Source organism: Paenibacillus contaminans, assembly GCF_003285015.1.
In the GTDB taxonomy this organism is placed as follows: Bacteria; Bacillota; Bacilli; order Paenibacillales; family NBRC-103111; genus Paenibacillus_V; species Paenibacillus_V contaminans.
On record NZ_QMFB01000009.1, the window covers coordinates 169,843 to 187,740 of the forward strand.

Annotated in this window: 11 protein-coding genes; 6 read left to right on the forward strand and 5 right to left on the reverse strand. The window is 53.6% G+C overall.

Features of this window, described 5'->3' with window-relative positions:
• Positions 1 to 64: 64 nt before the first annotated feature.
• The 5 genes from DQG23_RS17010 to DQG23_RS17030 all read right to left on the reverse strand — a co-directional run bounded on the left by DQG23_RS17010 (position 65) and on the right by DQG23_RS17030 (position 4,807).
• Complete coding sequence (locus DQG23_RS17010; protein WP_113032064.1) at positions 65 to 634, reverse strand: nitroreductase family protein; 570 nt, start codon at positions 632 to 634, stop codon at positions 65 to 67.
• The gene (locus tag DQG23_RS17015; RefSeq protein ID WP_113032065.1) at positions 612 to 1,487 is read right to left on the reverse strand and encodes an ABC transporter ATP-binding protein; all 876 of its coding nucleotides are present in this window, start codon (positions 1,485 to 1,487) and stop codon (positions 612 to 614) included. Before DQG23_RS17015 ends, DQG23_RS17010 begins: the two co-directional genes overlap by 23 nt.
• A gap of 2 nt (positions 1,488 to 1,489) precedes the next feature.
• Entirely contained in the window at positions 1,490 to 2,533 is a 1,044-nt protein-coding gene (locus tag DQG23_RS17020) for a FecCD family ABC transporter permease (protein ID WP_113032169.1), read from the reverse strand.
• An 8-nt stretch (positions 2,534 to 2,541) separates the two neighbouring features.
• On the reverse strand, positions 2,542 to 3,552 hold the full coding sequence (locus DQG23_RS17025) for a FecCD family ABC transporter permease (protein ID WP_113032066.1): 1,011 nt from the start codon (positions 3,550 to 3,552) through the stop codon (positions 2,542 to 2,544).
• 253 nt (positions 3,553 to 3,805) lie between these two features.
• A complete protein-coding gene (locus DQG23_RS17030) occupies positions 3,806 to 4,807 on the reverse strand; it encodes an ABC transporter substrate-binding protein (RefSeq protein WP_113032067.1) in 1,002 nt (333 codons plus the stop codon).
• A 1,452-nt stretch (positions 4,808 to 6,259) separates the two neighbouring features.
• Between DQG23_RS17030 and DQG23_RS17035 the strand changes: the two genes are divergently transcribed.
• From DQG23_RS17035 to DQG23_RS17060, 6 genes are all read left to right on the forward strand, one after another.
• A complete protein-coding gene (locus DQG23_RS17035) occupies positions 6,260 to 8,056 on the forward strand; it encodes a vWA domain-containing protein (protein ID WP_192894603.1) in 1,797 nt (598 codons plus the stop codon).
• A 12-nt stretch (positions 8,057 to 8,068) separates the two neighbouring features.
• Complete coding sequence (locus DQG23_RS17040; protein WP_113032068.1) at positions 8,069 to 11,461, forward strand: tubulin-like doman-containing protein; 3,393 nt, start codon at positions 8,069 to 8,071, stop codon at positions 11,459 to 11,461.
• Positions 11,462 to 11,732: 271 nt separating this feature from the next.
• Positions 11,733 to 14,084, forward strand: a complete 2,352-nt coding sequence (locus DQG23_RS17045) for a hypothetical protein (RefSeq protein ID WP_113032069.1) — start codon at positions 11,733 to 11,735, stop codon at positions 14,082 to 14,084.
• Between the two features lie 75 nt (positions 14,085 to 14,159).
• Positions 14,160 to 15,437: a vWA domain-containing protein gene (locus tag DQG23_RS17050; protein ID WP_113032070.1), complete on the forward strand. Its 1,278-nt coding sequence runs from the start codon at positions 14,160 to 14,162 to the stop codon at positions 15,435 to 15,437.
• A gap of 22 nt (positions 15,438 to 15,459) precedes the next feature.
• Positions 15,460 to 16,110: a beta-mannanase gene (locus tag DQG23_RS17055; protein WP_238177916.1), complete on the forward strand. Its 651-nt coding sequence runs from the start codon at positions 15,460 to 15,462 to the stop codon at positions 16,108 to 16,110.
• Positions 16,111 to 16,629: 519 nt separating this feature from the next.
• A complete protein-coding gene (locus DQG23_RS17060; RefSeq protein ID WP_113032071.1) occupies positions 16,630 to 17,898 on the forward strand; it encodes a TRAFAC clade GTPase domain-containing protein in 1,269 nt (422 codons plus the stop codon).

Sequence of the window (17,898 nt, forward strand, 5' to 3'; positions counted from 1 at the left end):
CATATCAATGAGAATCATTATCAGCAATGTCAGTATAGCTGTTTTTTTATCGGAATGGAAGGTTTTATTTGAAGACGGTCAGCAATTCCTCGGCTGGCGTACGGGGACGAGCTGGCGGAACAACTTTCGGATAACCGATGTGAAGCACGCCGGCTATTTTTTCCCCCGGCTGCACGCCAACCGTCTCGCGGAATGAGGGATCGTAATTATAGTGGTTTGTTTTCCACACGACTCCAAGTCCTTGCTCCCAGGCGGCCAGTTGAAAATTTTGAATCAGGCTGCATACGGCGGCGTAATCCTCATCCCAAACCTTCTGGCGCGGATCTTCCTTGAGCACGACAATAAGATGGGCCGGGACGGATTCGAGGTATTCCCGCTTTTTAGGTCCATATTTCGCCATATCCTCAGCATCATAGGTACGGACCATCGCTTCAGCGAAGGTTCGTCTGGCTTCGCCTTGGAACAAGATAAACCGCCAAGGCTGTCGATATTCGTGGTTTGGGGCCCATACGGCCGCGTTCAGCAGCTCCAGCAGCAGCGTCTCGGGAACCTCGTCGTTCGTAAACAGTCTGACCGTTCTTCTCGCCTTGATCAAGTCCGCTACCGGCGTTTCACTTTTTTCCAACGGTTTCAAAATCCATCTTCCTCTCTGAATGGGTCTCGTTATTTAAACTGGCCGGATAGGGGGTGACCGGCGCAGCAATCCTTCCTTTCCCCTTCGGGATGCACAGGGGCGTTGTAAAAAACGGATCCGGTATCACCTTGCATTCCATACCGAACACCGCTTTGACCAGTTCCTCGTGGATGACGTCCTCCGGTTTGCCTTGCGCGTACACCGATTTGTCTTTGATCGCTACGATATGGTGCGCATAGCGGCAGGCCAGATTCAAATCGTGAAGCACCATGACGACAGTCGTCCGTGACTGCGCATTCAGTTCGAACAGCAGATCGAGAATGTCGATTTGATGCGCCATATCCAAATAAGTCGTCGGTTCGTCCAGCAAAATCGTCCGGGTCCCCTGGGCCAAGGTCATGGCGATCCACGCCCGCTGCCGTTGACCGCCGGATAAAGAGTCTACCGGCTTATCCGCCAATTCCAGCATTTTGGTCGCTTCCATAGCCTGAACGACCATGCGCTCATCCTCCTCCGACCATTGCTTGATCCAATGCTGGTAAGGATAACGCCCTTGCTTCACCAGTTGAAATACGGTCAGGCCTTCCGGCGTAATCGGGCCTTGCGGCAAGATTGCCAATCGCTTGGCAATTTCCTTCGTAGGCAGCTCCCGAATTTGCCTGCCGTCGAGAATGATTTCTCCTTGCTCGGGCTTCAGCAAACGGGCCATCGAGCGAAGCAGCGTCGATTTGCCGCATCCGTTCGAACCGATGAATACCGTAATCTGCTTTCTCGGCACAGTAAGATCAAGCTGCTCGATAATCCGTTCATGACCATAGGATAAACTGAGATTTCGGGTTTCCAATATCGGCACCTTTACTGCTCCTTCCGTTTGGCATACAGCAAATAAATAAAAAACGGAGCTCCGACGGCAGACGTAAAGACGCCTGCCGGAACATCGAGCGGAAGAAAAAACGTTCTTCCGGCCAGGTCCGCCAGCATCACGATCATGCCGCCCAGCAGCACGGAAACGGGTAACAGCCGGGTAAAGCTCGACCCGACGAGCTTGCGCGCCATGTGCGGGGCCAGCAATCCGACAAATCCGATGCCGCCGGCAACCGATACCGCCGCCGCTGCCAGCGCGACGCTGATGAGCAGCAATATCAGGCGATTTCGCTCGACCGCACTGCCTGCGCTGGCCGCGATATCGTCGCCAAGCTGGCCGATGTTGACGTGGCGGGAGAGGAGGAAAGCAAGCGGAAGCAGGACCAGCGCCCAGGGAAGAATCGTCAGCACATTTTCCCAGTTGGCTGCATATACGGATCCGGTCATCCACAAATAGGCTTGGCCGGGATCGTTTTTCGGGCTGAACAGGATCATCATGGTCGTTGCCGCCGAGGTCAAAGAAGCCATGCCGATGCCGATCAGAATAAGCCGCACGGGTGTGATCCCTTTTTTCCAGGCCAGCAAGTACAGCAAAATCGAAGCCAGAACGGCGCCGGCCATCGCAAAAAACGGCATCCAGCGGATGCTGATTTGTCCGGACAGGTAAGTAAGGAATAAAACCGCCGATACGGAGGCGCCGCCGGTAACGCCGATAATGTCGGGAGAAGCAAGCGGATTGCGTATCATCCCCTGCAGCAAAGCGCCTGATCCGGCCAAAGCGGCTCCTGCCAGCATAGCGACGATAATCCTCGGCAAACGCAGCTTCTGGATCACCATGACATGCTCCTCGGCCCCGGCGCCGAACACGGCGCGAAGCACATTGAGCGGGGAAATGTACATTTCCCCCAGACCGGTGCTGACAATGGCGATGACGACACTGGCGACCAGCAACACGGACGCAACGAACACCGTTTTCTTATGAACGAGAAACGATAGGTTCTGCCTTCCCGAGCGATAGGGAGCGTACGCTTTCATGAAGCTTTTCATGATCGGACAATCCCCCTTCGGGCAATGTAAAAAAAGAATGGCACGCCGATCAGCGCCGTCATAACGCCTACCGGCACTTCCTCCGGAATCATGATGAAGCGCGCCGCCAGATCGGCGGCAATAAGCAGAATCGCTCCAAATACGGCGCAATAAGGAATAACCCAGCGATGGTCGATTCCGGAGAAAAACCGTGCGATGTGGGGGATGACTACGCCGATAAATCCGATCGGCCCGGCCACGGAGACGGCTCCGCCGGCCAGAACGACTACGATCAGCCCGGCCGCCGCCTTGAGCCACGCCGTTTTCTGCCCCAGACCTTTGGCCGTATCCTCGCCCATCATCAGGACGTTCAAATCCCGGGATATGAACCATGATGCGATCCAGCAAATGATCATATACGGCAAGACGACAGCCAGCATATCCGGCTCGCGCCCGGCAATCGTACCGGTCAACCAGTACAGCACGGTGCCGAGCCCTTGTTTATTCAGCACCAGAATGCCTTGGGTAAAAGACGAGAACAGCGCCGTCATTGCGGCGCCGGCCAGCACCATCTTCATCGGCGTCAGTCCGTCCCGGCCCAGCGAACCCAGCATGAAGACCACTGCCGCACCCAAGGCCGCTCCGGCAAATGCAAGCCACATCAATACTTGCATGGACGAAACCGAAAACATAATGGCCGCCAGGACCACGATGAAGCTCGCTCCGGCATTGACGCCCAGCACGCCCGGCGAAGCAAGCGGGTTGCGGGTCAAGGTCTGCATCAAGGCTCCCGCAACAGCCAGACTCGCCCCGACCGCGGCGGCGATAAACGCCCGCGGCATTCGCGTCGTGCGGACAATCATCTGCTCCATGACATTCTCGTCATAGTGGAAGGCGGCGTCCCATGCGATAGACCAGTTGTAGTTGACGGAGCCGTACATGACGCTCGCGGCCATGCTAAGCAGCAGCACGAGGCAGCCTGCCGCCAGTCCCGCCGCTCTCCAACCATTCGTTCTCCTTACGGGCATTTGCTAAAATCTCCTCGTCATGTCAAATGAATGAGCGGACCGCTCATTCATTTGGCATTTTATGAGTTTATCGGACTTCCATGCCGTTTCACGGCACACACTGATGAATGAATATCGTATTTCAGGGCAGAAAAGTATATCGTGGAAGCGGCTCTCAACCCCGGTAAACGCGCCAGCCCTTAGCTAATGATTACAAAGTCGCTTTCTTCGAAAGCGTTAGGACGGCGAAGCCGTTTATCCTTGAAAGTTGCCGTTACTTGATTTCGAAATATTTGTACAAGTCGTCCATCAGGGATTGCGCCGCCAAAGCACCTGCGCTCAAATTCCACGTTATGACGTCGACGGGGAAGTATTTGCCGGCTTTGACGCCCTTCAAATTTTTCCACAGCGGATGCGATGTCCATGCTTCATGGCTTTGCCGCCTGCTTTCATCCCCTTCGGTAAATCGCGTGATATCGAAAATATAATCCCCGTCCAGCTGTGCCATTTGCTCCTTGGAGGTTAGATTAACCACCGTTTTGCCTTCCACCTGTTGGGACTTCGGCCGCGTAAGACCAAGCTCCTGGAAAATCGAACCGGCAAACCCCGTTATATAGATACGGGAGCTGCCGTCGCCCTCGAATCGGATGATCGAAACTTCCGTTGTGCTCAGACTGCTGCCGACCTTCGTCTTGAACTCAGCTACGCGCTTATCCCACTTACTGAGAATTTGCTCCGCTTCCTTTTCCTTGTACAACGCGGCAGCGCCAAGCTGCAGATTTCCTTTCCAGTCAAACACGTTCTCTACCATTAACGTCGGCGCGATACTGGATAATTGCGGATAAATTTTCTCGTGGCGCGATTTGGCGCCGATAATGAGATCCGGTTTTAAAGCGATGATCGCTTCGATATTGGGTTGGGTTTCCTCGCCCAAATTTTTGACTCCGTCCATTTTATCTCGCAGAAACTGATACCACGGCTTTTCTTCCCAAGATTCAACGGCACCCGCCGGTTTGACGCCAAGCGCAATGGAATTGTCGACCATCCCGTTAAACAATAAGACAACCCGTTCCGGCTGTTTTTTTAAGGTAATGCTCCCCATCGCATGCTGGATCGTCTTCTCCCCGTCCGTGCCGGAGGCGGCTGAGGGCTGCGGCGAGTTTGCCGCTTGCTTGGCGTCCGTTTTTTGCCCGCCCGACTCTCCTGAATTTCCGGCCCCGCACGCAGTAACCGCGAAGGTAAGCAGCAACATCAGCAGCAATCGTAAAGCTTTCATCTCTGTGTCCTCCCTAAATTTGCAAAAGGTTAATTGATATTGATAACCATTATCAATAATATCGACTGTCACATTTTCTGTACATGAATGATTTTATCCGTTTGACATACCGATTTTATCAGGCGAAATTTTAGGATGCTGACTTGCGGGTCTATCGTTAGAGTTGGAAAGCTGCTATTAACTTGATCGCGTTTGATCTAGGTTTTCTGCCCGCGCTTTTCATGAGAAAATCCGCAGTGGAAAGGACGGGTTCGTATAAGGCCGCGAGCACCCAAACCTTGCATTTCATGCGGTCAACGTACTATTAGCATTTCAACACTTATACTATCGATTCTTAAGATGTAAGCACTTGATCGTGCAACGAGTAGTGGTCCTCATAATAAGGAAAAGATTACTATTCGTGAGGCGAACCTCACTATTTCTAACCGAAAACCCGTGATCTGGTGGCATAATGAGGCAAATGCAACTATTAGTGAGTCAAACGAAATTGATAGTTGCGTTTGCCTCACTAATGGGCGAGAACGAGTATTATACCTGCGAAATAGTGAGGATAGCCTCATGAACAATAAGGTTTTCTCCACTAATCGCACAAAGGGGCAGGGGCGAAGCGAATTCCATTCATCATGGCGCCTTTGAAGCGGCGGGGAAACTACAGTTTAAGAGTTGAAACGCTACTGTTAGATTGACCGCGTTTGATCTAAGGTTTGCCGCCCGGCTTTTCGTAAATAGCTCGCAGGTAAACAGCAGGTTCGTATGCAGCGCAGCTGCGTCTGTATCTTTATTTTGATGTGGTCAACCTGCTAGTGAACGGAAGGTACCGCTAGTACGAGGGGGCGAGAATTTGTCCCCGGTCAGCCCTAAAACTGCGGATGAAGCAGACGCTCGATGCCGGCGGAGGCAAGCTGCCGTGTAAAAGTCGATCCCGACTTATCGATGGTGTACTATAGAACTATGGAACTATGGATAGACTGCTAGGGCGTATCTGAAAACCCACTGAGGGGCATCTTTCACCGCCTTTTCGCCCCCTGCTTCGTTCCGTTTGCTTGACGTACCCCCGGTACGCCTTCACAAACGCGCCTTGCATGGAACGAAAATTCGGCAAAATCTGCTCCCCTCGGAGTCTCCAGACACGCCCTAAAAAAACTAAGAAAGTCTTAAGAAACATTTCGCTCGGTTCAGCCGTCTATCCTAGGGATCATTTTGGAGACGGAATGCCGCATTGCCGCTGTATTTCCCGCATGCCGGCAAGGTTCGTACCGGGTAAAGAACGCTTCCTGCGGGAGCCTATGAGACGAGCCGGCGCTCTAGTCTTTCCAAGCCGAAATAGAATATAATGGAATGGAGTCTGAGGTGGCGAATATTGGAGCTTCCCGTCGATTCATGGGCAGTATTACAACTTTTGGGGTCAATTGACCAGGGAGACATACAGACTCGACCATAGGGGGGACATCGATGGCTATAAGCAAGAGTTATATATTCCGCCTGTTGATGGCGGCCATTTGCATCATGCTGTTGTGGAGCGCGTTCATGCCTTCCGTTTTCGCAGCGGACGCAGATGAAGGAACCAAGCTGGATGCCGTTCTCGTCGTGGACGTCAGCAATTCCATGAACGACAGCGACCGCAATAAAATCGGCAACGAAGCGATGAAAATGTTTACGGACATGTCTTCGCTGCAGGGAGACAAGATCGGAGTAGTCGCATACACCGACCAGATCGTAAGGGAAAAAGCGCTTCTCAAAATGAACTCCGAGCAGGACAAAGAGGAGCTTAAAAGCTTTATCGATCAGCTGACGAGAGGACCTTACACCGATATATCCGTCGGGCTCAAGGAAGGCCTCAAGGTGCTGCAGTCCGGCAAGGAGCCGGGGCATTCTCCGCTGATCGTGCTTATGGCCGACGGCAACAACGATTTTAATCCGAGCTCCGGACGCACGAGCGAGCAGGCCGACAAGGACTTGGCGGCCGCCGTGAAGACGGCCAAGGATAACGGCATACCGATTTATACGATCGGGCTGAACGCCGACGGATCGCTGAACAAAGACGCGCTCGCCAAAATCGCCTCGGAGACGAACGGCAAATCGTTCGTAACGAGCACGGCCGACACGCTGCCGCAAATTTTGAGCGAAATTTTCGCCAGTCACATGAAGCTGAAAGTCATCCCGATGAAAAACATCGTGGCGAACGGGGAGTTCCAGGAAGTCGTCGTCACAATTCCGAACGCCAATGTGCTGGAGGCGAATATTTCCGTCATGTCGGGCAAGCCGGTGGAGCTGCAGCTGATCGATCCGGCCGGCAAGCAGAAGGCGATTCCGTCGGAAGGCGTCACCTTGTCCAAATCGAAGACGTATTCCCTGCTAAAGCTGGCCAAGCCCGCAAGCGGCGACTGGAAGCTGAAGGTTAAGGGCGTCAGTCAGGATAAAATCGATATCAACCTGATTTTCAATTACGACTTGCAGCTGGTCATGGCCCCGCTCACCGCCAAAACGTACAAAGTCGGCGATACCGTCAAGGTACAGTCGTATTTTGAGGATAACGGGCAGAAGCAGACCGGTGCCGATCTGTACAAAAATATGAAAGCGACCCTGCTCATCACGGATATGGATACGCTGAAGACGGAGCAGGCGCAAATGTCGGTTGCGGGCGCCGGCTTCGAAGGAAGCTTTGAGATAAAAGACAAACACCGCTACCAAATCGTGGTGAAGGCGGAGGACAGCAGCTTCTTCCGCGAGACGAAGCCGGTCGAAATATCGGCGGGCGGCGGGGCCGCAAGCACGGCACAGCCGCCTGCGGCGCCTGAGGAGCCGAAGGAAGAGGGGAAACCTTTTCCATGGCTTACCGTAGTACTAGGAAGCGTTGGGCTTCTTGCGCTCATTGCCGCAGCTATTTTGCTTATGGCTTATATGCGTAAGAAAAACAAAGGCTTCGTCGGCCAAGTCATGATCGAAATTCACGACGAGGATACGGGAGAAAAGTCGAATCCGCAATTTAAGAAGCTTAACGCGTTTAAAGGCAGCTTCCGTCTGCATCAGCTGCTGCAGCTTGCTCCCGAGCTGGCGGAGACAGATAAAATCGTCCTGCTGCCGGGACCGCACGATTCGCTCGTCATTCAGAACAAATCCGGCTGCCTTATCGAGAAAGCGGGCAGGGCGCTGGACGCCGCGAAGGGCAAAGAGCTGAAGAAGAACGACCGCATCAAAATATCGCTGCAAAACGTGCAAAAATCGATTTATATGGAATACATCGACTAGGGGGCATGCAAGATGAAAGCCGTAGTTCGTGAACATATTCAACAGCTGGACGTCTCGCAAGGCGGCGGCATCGTCAGCGATAAAATTCGCGTAGACACGATCGACAACCCGATGCTTATTATCGGATTGGGGGGAACGGGCATCGACGCCCTTCTCCGTTTAAAATATCAGATCAACCGGCGGTTCAAGCTTCCGGAGGATCCGATCTCCAAAAGAAGAAAGGAGAAGCCCGACAAGGTCGAGTTTCTCGCTTTTGAGACGAACGAGCATGACCGCAACAAAAAATATAGAGGAATCGGGCTCGATCCGATTTCGGAATTCGTCCTGCTGTCGAACGCGGAGATCGGCAGCTTGCTGCAGAACCGCTCGATTCTCGAGCCTTACATCACCGAATGGCTGTCGCCCGAGCTGAACGTGACGGACGGCATCAACGGGGCGCAGGGCGTACGCCAGGCGGGACGGCTGCTTCTGTTTACGAAGATCAACCAAGTCGTGCAAACGATCGAGCGCAAAATCAAATCACTTTGCGAGGGCACCAACAAGAAGCTGTTCGTTTTCGTACTTACCGGTCTTTCCGGCGGTACGGGCAGCGGCTGCTTCCTGGATATTTCCTACATCGTGCGCGGCATTATCGAGCGGGAGCACGGCAGCGCGGGCGTCGACCGGGTCAGCATGCTCGGCTATTTGTTTACCCCCGACGTCAATTTGTCGAACAAAAGCCTCACCGCGCATACGAGCGAATATATCAAGAAGAACGGCTACGCGGCGCTTAAGGAGCTTGACTACTGGATGAACACCGACGAGCGGAACGAGCGGTTCCGCCAGCGGTACGGGAGCGTACTGGAGGTTAATTCCATCATGCCGCCGTTCAATCTGTGCCATCTCATATCGGCGACAAATTTGGAAGGCAAGCCGCTTGAAAATGCGTACGACTATTGCATGAACGTAACGGCCGAGAACATCACCAACTTCATGGCCAGCGAGGAAAAGCATTCCGGCGAGGAATTCGCCATACACGATTACATCAGCAACATCAACATGAATATCAACCAGATGCCCAAGCCGTATCCGGCCAACTACAAGTACAACATTATCGGCGCTTCCTCGGCCGTTCTTCCGATCGAGGAAATGACCACCTACTTGGCGTACCGGCTGTTCAAAAAAATGGAGAACATGTTCGCCTCCATGCCGTCCCAGGACGAAACCGAGAAGCTCGTCAGGAAGCTCGGGCTCGATCCCGACTCCGTGCACCGGAAATTCGAGGAACGGGTTCCGGAGCCGCTTCCCGGCTACGAGAACAGCGAACGGCTCAGCTATAACAATGTCGTCAAGCAGCAGGTCGTCAATATCGATATGGAGCTAGAGCAGGGCTTCATCGCAAGGGCGAAGGAAGAATACGTCAAAACGAAAAAACAGGCTCCCGCCCACATTATGGAGCAGTTTACGGATCAGATGAAGCGCATTTTCATGAATCCGGCGCAGGGGCCGTTCTTCGCTTCGCGGATCATTTATTCGCAGAAGGGCTACTGCCTGCTGAACATGATCTCCACCTACATCGAATCGCTGCAGGAGAGCTTGGACCGCAGCCGGCGCGCGATCGAGACCGCCAAGGAGCAGGCTAACGAGAAGCTGACCGACGCGAGAAGCGCCTTTATTTCGAAGGATAAGAAGAAAAATGCGTACATCGAAGCGAAAATCAATCAATATTTGCTTGTCGCTGACATGGAGCGGGCCGAGCAGATGCTCGAGTTTTACGACGACGTGCGCAACCTGCTGCGCGAGCAAAATTCGCGTATTTACGAAGTGTTTACGGAAATTTTAAACGCCTTGAACCAGATTTTCGAGAAAAACGGCGATATTCTCACGAACGCGGAGGAAGCGGTCGACCATAAGGGCAACAAGACGTACTACTGGAACATTGTCAGCGTTCCGGACATTGCGAAGGTTGTCGGCTCCATTATGGACGGCAAAAATGTCGACGAGCTGACCCGCGATTTCGCGGCCGAGCTGCTGGAGCACTCGAACCGTTGGGTTAAAGAGCAGGAAATCGACATCGTCGGCTCGATCTCGGATTTCCTCAGCGATAAATTCGGCGATTTGATTACGAAATCGATGGAAGAGTTTCTTACGATCAAGTACGGCGACGACCAGTCGATCGAGAAAATCATCGAGACGAAAATCGCTAAGAAGCTGGATGACGAATCGATTCCGGTATTCCATTTGAGCAACAGCTCGGGGAACATGCATTTCCCTTCATGGGGCTTCGTCTCCGTGCCGCTCAAGGCGCCGAGCATTCTCAAAGGAGTCAAGAACTACCAGAATACCGCGATCAGCCATTCCCGGTTTACGGTCAAGGAAAGTGAAGTCAAAAACCGGATATTCTGGCTGAACACCAAAAACGGCATACCGCTCTTCACGTATACGCCGCTTCGCGTTTATGAAGACAGCTATGAGCGGACGATTCTCGAGAAAGAGGGCGTAGGCCGGCATTTGCGCCAAACCGACAAAGACAACTGGACCTATTTGCCTTCGCCGATTCCCGAGAAATCGTGGGGCGACATGTACCATAATGCGCGAATCAAAGCGTATAACGACCAGCTCCGCGAGTTGTTCGGCCTGGCGCTGAAGTACAAGTGCATCGTAGAGAAGAAAAGCGACTATTCGATGAGCAATCTGTTCGAGTGCGTGTACACGAAGCCGTTCCAGGTGGAGCCGTTCGTCGCCCGCTATAATATGCAGCTGCAGGAGCAGCGTCCGAATTTGGGCGAAATCAAGCGGTGCATCAACGATCTGAAAGCTTTGCTTGAGCAAGGGCTGGATAAAGAAGGGGCACGCGATATTTTTGCGAGCAGCGGTCAGGAAGTCGCGCTGGACAACTTTATCCGTTCGCCGGAGCTTGTGAAGCGAATCCGTGAGGAAGTGAACAAATATACGGCGATCGAAGCGCAAATCGCGGTGCTCGATTCGGTGCTCAGCGGCTTCCAGGACGAGGAAAAGCTGCTCGACCAATTCGTCGAGGCCATGTATACCGGAACGATCGTCAAGCGCGGCGCGGTATACGTCTATGACCGTAACGACGAGGAAGACGATTGGGAGCCGTTCGTCAATTTGACGAAGGTTAATAAATATGTGGAATTTACGATTTTCGATCACTTCAGAAAGCTGGACGCCAAGCGCAAAGCGATGATCGCGCGCAAGTCGGAGCGGCGCAACCAGGATATGGTCGCTTCCGAGGAGAAGGTGGCGGAGCTGATCCGCAAGCTGGACGAGATGGGCGCCTCCATGAACGAAGCCAAATCGGACCTGGAGTTCACCCGCGACGAGCTCATAAACGGCGAAGAGGTTTACGGCTTTTACCGCAAAGCGGCGGCCAAAGTGAGCGAATTGAGCAGAAACTTGAAGTAGGGCGTGTCTGAACACCCACTCAGGGTCATCTTTCACCGCCTTTTCGCCCCCTGCTTCGTTCCGTTTGCTTGACGTACCCCCGGTACGCCTTCACAAACGCGCCTTGCAGGCCAGGATAAACGTTTCCTCCCTCCTTTGGGCGGTTGCGTTTACCGTAGGGGAATCAGCAAGGTAAAGCGTAGCTAACCTTGCTAATGGAGGAACAAAAATTCGGCAAAATCTGCTCCCCACGGAGTATTCAGACACGCCCTAGCGGCATGGAGGAACAAGCATGAGGGATGTACTGCGGCGGTTTACAACAGGATATGCGGCCGACATGGAGAAGCGGACCGATAGCGGAGACGAGCAGCGAAGCGTCAATAATCCCGTCATGTTTCTCTTTATCGGGGACAAAGCGAAGGCGGCCGTCTCGGCAGTCTCCGACCTGGTGGAGCGCAAATGGAGCAACAGCGCGGGCGTGATGTACGTGCATGTTTATGGGAACGAACCGGCGGTAAAGGAGAACGTGGTCCGATTTCAGGTGAACGACGGCGCTGCAGACCGCAAACGGCGGCGGCAGGAGCTGCACGCCGAATTTTATCGCGACGACCGGAAGCTCATGGAATTAAACCGCACGCTGCGTGCCGTAAGCTCCAAGCTGTCCGAATTCGGACGGTTGTACTCGTCTTTTCAACGAATCAACGTATCTGTCGTCACGTGCGCGGAGGACCCTTGCAATGTGCTCGTGCCGGAAATTACGCTTTTGGCCAAGTCGATACTCGGCGCTTCGTTTCGGATCGTGCAGGTCGATCTTTATACGCTCATAAGGGAAAAATCGGAAGGGGAGGAGTTCGGCTTCTCCTCTTCCGTCAGTGTCGGCTTCCTGCGGGAATTGAACCATTACCAGAACGACCGTTACCGGTACGAAGGCCAACTTCAGGTGACCGAGGACGGGATCAGGCTGGCGGTCGAGCATGCGGCGCCGTTATTCGATCTTGTGTACGTGCTCAGCGACAAAAACGAGCGCGGCATCATTACGGAACGCGGTATGGAAGAAAATTACGAAATCATTTGCAGCATGAATCTGTTGAAAAACCGCAAGATGGTGACGGATTACACCGAGAAGAACGATATCTACAACAATATGCAGTTCAAGCAAAACATCATGACGGATTCCGGCGCTCCTGCTTTTGCGACCGCGGGCTTCGCCAAAATCAAGCGTCCGAATAAGGCGATTGCGGCAGCCGTCATTTATCAGGTTTTTCGGAAGATTACGCGAAAGCTCAAAGTTTCGGCGGACGTGGACACTCGGCAAATCGCCGACCTGTTCGGCTTGAGCCCCGCCGCCTTTGAACGCAAAATAAGCGCTTGGATGCCGGATGAGCGGCGTATCGAGGAAATGGTTTCACTCATGATGCAGAAGGTTTCCTACGACGATATCCGCAAGCAATCCTTGCGGGAGGCGGAGCTGCAGCTTTACGGCCATACGGCGGAAGCGTTTTTCGAGAGGAATGTCGCCGAACCTTCCCGGGAGCAGCTCGCTTCGCATCGTTTTCGCGAGGAAGTTAGAGGGATCGTCGAGTACCATATCGTTGCCGATCCTCACTACGGTCTGTACTGCGCTTACGATTGGATGGAGGAAAAAAGCGGCGGTTGGAACCTCTTCGAGGAAATCCGCAAAACGATGAAAGAGGCGGGCCGGCAGCTTGCGCTTGTCAAAGACGAGCTGGAGAGCTTGTACCAGGAACAGGTCGAGCTTCAGCCGTTTTCCCGTTCCCGTCTTCCGTTTCAGGGGAAAGCCAATTTGACGCAGTTCATCCGGTATTTTATCCAGGAGATTTACGGCCGTAAATACCGTGTCGTTCAGCTGGAGCTCGGACTGAAAATGCTGCAAGCTATGGAGCTCGCGCTGGAGGACGTCCACCGCGAATTGAAGACGAAAGTGGAAGAGATGGACGACATCGAGCGGTGTTTATCCGACTATTGCCAGCTGAGCGTAAGGGAAGCGGAAGAAGAGCTGGGGAACAATATCGAGCTGTATTACGAGAAGGTCGTCGAGGATATAACGGCTGAGCTGGAAGCCAAGCGGGGCGGCTCCTTTTACTTCGAAGACCGGTATATCGGCAGCGTCTTCGAGCATCTCAAGCGAGGAAAACAGGCTCTGCTGGAGCGGTTTATCGATTTCAGCGCGAAGGAGATATTGACTGCAGAGCCGTTCCGGCTTGCGTTCGAGGAGGAGCTGCTGCAGCGCGCCAACGTCGCCGCCCGTTATGAGCATCGCGACGTTCTGACGAAGGAGGATCTGTTCAAGGAGCTTTATGGCATGCTCGAGGAACAGGCCGTCATTCATTTGGAAGTGTACAACTATACGCACAAAAACCGGTACGAGGAAAAGTATGTTTTCGGGGATTTCTACAGCGAGTTCGTTACCTACGCTTTTCAATTCGACGAAGGCCGGCGAGGCTACAAGCTGGGCTGCGTGCATGAGAAGCGATCGAGCGGGATTGAGAAGCTGAACATCATGGGCGGGTTTCAGATAAACGACCTTCTTTATGTCATTAACAACAAGAAATACTACCAATCCTACTTGGACAACGGGTTTTGCTTGCACGGGATCGCGTTAAGCGAGCTTCCCGATCTCTGATCCGGCCGGGAGGAAGGACATAGTCGCAATCATGTTATCCGAACAGCTATCACCGGGGAAGGAGTGGCATATAAGATGATGACAAGAAAAATAAATTGGCTGATGGTTCTGTTTAGTCTGATCGGCGGAACCGTCGGATATGGCATCGGCGAATTCGTGCTGGCCGAATACGAAAGCTCGCTGCCGAACGTGGTCTTAATGGCGATTTATTTCGGCCAGCTTGCGTTTTTCGTCAGCTTGTTTTGTCTGCTTGCCGAAATCATTTCTCCTGCGCTGAACGGCAAAGGGTGGCGGCAGCGGTATGCAAGCACGTCATGGAAAATGCTCGTCCCGAGCTCTCTGGTGCTCCTGTTTGCCGCCGGGGCGTTATTTCAATTTCTTTACGGCTTGAATGTCGGCAGCTTTAAGCGGCCGGAAAATATCGTGATGGCGATCGACGTGTCGGGCAGCATGGACGGCAACGATCCGAACCGTCAAAGCTTTCAAGCTGCTACGGATCTGATTCAGAAGATGAAAAAATCGAATCAGGCTGCGGTTATCGCTTTCGACGATCAAGCCACCGTGATCCAGCCGCTTATGCGGCTGCAAAGCCAAGCGGTCAAGGACGAGATTACGCAGAAATTGAATGAGTACAAAAGGACGGGCGGCGGCACGGAAATTTCGCGGGCTCTTGCGGAGGTGCGCAAGGAAATCGAAGCGGACTCCGGAAAGCGCAGAAGCCTGGTCATTCTCATTTCGGACGGCTACAGCAGCATGGACGTCCCGGCCGTAACGGAGCCGTTCCGCCAAGAACAAATACCGATCCATACGATCGGCGTATCTGCGGATGCCGGAGGCGAGGCACTGCTTCGGGACATTGCCGGCCAAACAGGCGGCAGCTACCACAGGGTCGATGAATCGAGCGAGCTTACGTTCATCTTCGACCGCATTTATGAAGAGAATCAGGTCCGGCACCTTGTCGGCGAACGAACCGGTTCTTCGCAAGACAGCATGCTGTCCGCCTTGCTGCGGGTCGTTCTGATCATGGGGATCGGCATCCTGTTCGGCTTGGCGCTGGGCTTCCTGTTCGACAACCGGTTCCTGGCCCGCAATTTCTCCATCGGCGGAGCGGTTGCAGGTTTGCTGGCCGGTTTGGCCCTGGAGTGGGGTATCTCCGGCTGGCCGGAAAACTCGGAATGGTGGAGATTGCTCGCCGCGCTCCTTTTGGCCCTTGTCGTGACGTTGTTCTCTGCGGTCATTCCGATCAAGGAAGGCGGCGACGCTCCGCGCACGATGCGAAGCTATTCGCCTCTACGCCGGGCTGACAGCGGCTTCGGCAGCGACAAGCGGGATCAAATCAACAAGGGCTTTTGAAGAAGCGAGCGGAGAAAGGGTGATGGCGATGGAGTGGGTGGAATATGCAAACGGCGATTTCCGCATAACCAATCTGACGTCCCGCCTGCATAATCACGAATGCATCTTGAACTGGCATTGGCCGGACGGCCTCCAATTCGTTTACATTCATAAAGTTCCCGCCGATGCGGAGCCTGAGGCCGCCGAGCCGGCCGGCGAGAAGCAAATGAAGCTTTATACGATCGAAGAGTATAAGGCGAACGGAGGCCTTCGCGACAAAATCGACGGGATCGGGAGATTCGTTTATTACCTCTACCCGTTTATCCGGGACGGGGAAGGCAGCAGGCTCGTCCGGCAAACCGACGGCGGCAACGTGATCCGGGTCAGCACGGGGAAAGCGAAGATCGATTGCAAAATCAAATATAAAACCGGGCTGTTCAGCAAGACGAAGCTGGTGCGAATTACGTTTTATGCGGATATTTCCGTTCCCAAGGAAGCGTTATGTTATGTCAAGAAAGAGGGCGGAATACCGGCAAGCATCGACGACGGAACGATATTCCCGTTTATCCGCGATCTCGAGCCCGGGCCGAACGAGATGGCCGATATTCAAATCGGCAAGAACGATTACGTGAAGGTGTTTTTTACGGACGGGAAAAAATACGCCGAAATGTACCGGCTGTTTGTCGGGCAGTAGGGAGCTGTTCGGCGGCGCGACTTCGGGCTTGCTGGATCGTGCAGGCGGGTGTAAAAGGCAGCCGAAAGCCCGGGGAATGGCCTGGGCCCGGGATCGGGGCAAGTGACAGACAGCCGCAATTCTGGAGAAGGGCTAGGGCCGTGTTCGCTGGAGTCCGATTTTACCCAATTGCAACGAGGAGAAGCGCCATTGTTGCTGCTGGAATCCGATTTTGCCCAATTGGGATGAGGAATCTGGCGGAGAGATGCTAAAAATCGCTCTGTAAGCGTGCATTATCGGACTCGAGAGGTGAACGAAGGAAGTGTTCCTCCTCCAATTAGGCAAAATCGAGTTGCAGGAGTGGCTCGTTCGAAGGCGATGTGTCGCAAGCCCGAAATGTCCCGATGGCATGATAGAAGACCAGCAGCCGCAGGTTTTGAAATGATCCGAGGCGCGACAAAGGCAGCGGACAGCCTCAAGCCGCAAACGGTCTGAGGAGCAGTTCAACTGGCAGCACTAATGTTTAGGGAGGGGATCGGCATGGTTGGTTTTTTAAAAAATTTATTCGGGACCAAGAAGGCGGTTGTCAAGGAAAAACCTCCGTATTACGACATCGTGTGCCCTTTCTGCTTCGAAAAGTACCATCCTGACGAAGTCGAATTCAGGGCGGCCCACTATCGGGAGGATGACGAGGATTACGCGCTGGCGGAGGACGAGGTGCTGAATCAGTACCGCAAGCGGTTCGGTCTCGGTACGTTCGACGAGCTGGAAGCGGTCATTCCGCCCGACACGATTCCGGAGGAAAACAAAATATATGCGGGACGGGTTCTCGTCGGCATTACCGACCGGTACAACGTAGTAAGCCGCAGAAGGCTTTGCCCGAAATGCCATAACGATCTGCCTCTGACCGTGGGTAAAACGCCGAGCAATATTATTTCCATCATCGGTCCTTCGCAGGTGGGGAAGTCGGTTTATATGACGTCGCTTATCCATACGCTGGAGCACGTGACGGCCGGAAATTTCGACGCGGCCTGCATGCCGATCAATACGGAGATCAGCCGCAAATACCGGGACATGTACGAGGAGCCGCTGTTCGAGCAGGGTAACGTGCTTCGTTCCACGCAAGTTAGCGAAGTGCAGGAGCCGCTCATTTTCCAGTTTACGTTTAAGGACGAGTCGAAGGACCCGTTGACGCTCGTTTTTTTCGATGTCGCGGGGGAAGGCATGACCGATCGCGCGTATATGGAAATGCGGGCGTCCCACGTCAAAAATTCGACGGGCATGCTGCTGCTGATCGATCCGCTGCAAATCAAGACGATCCGCGATCGGATCAAAATCAACGTGGGCGAGAGCCCCGGCGATTTTACGGACCGTTACGACAGTCCGCGCGAGGTCATTATCAACTTATTCGACTCCTTCATCGGCCATCAGGGCGGCAAGACGGACATTCCGACGGCGGTTGTGCTGACCAAAAGCGATATGCTCCACTTCTTGAAGGAAGAGGACGGCGAATATATACGCAGCAACAGCAACGTGTTTCATAATATGGTGCACGCCAAAACGTTCAATGTGACCGAGTTCGAAAATATTAACGGCGAAATTCGCCGGTTTATCGAGAAGGTGGACCGTCCGCTCAAGGGGGCGATCGACGTGAATTTCTCGGATACAGCTTACTTTGCCGTGTCGGCTCTCGGCAGCAATCCGGTCGATTTGAAAGTGAAAGGCGTCATCACGCCGATCCGCGTTGACGAACCGTTCCTCTGGCTCCTGTACCGGCTCGGGTACATCGAAGGCAAGGAGGGAGCATGA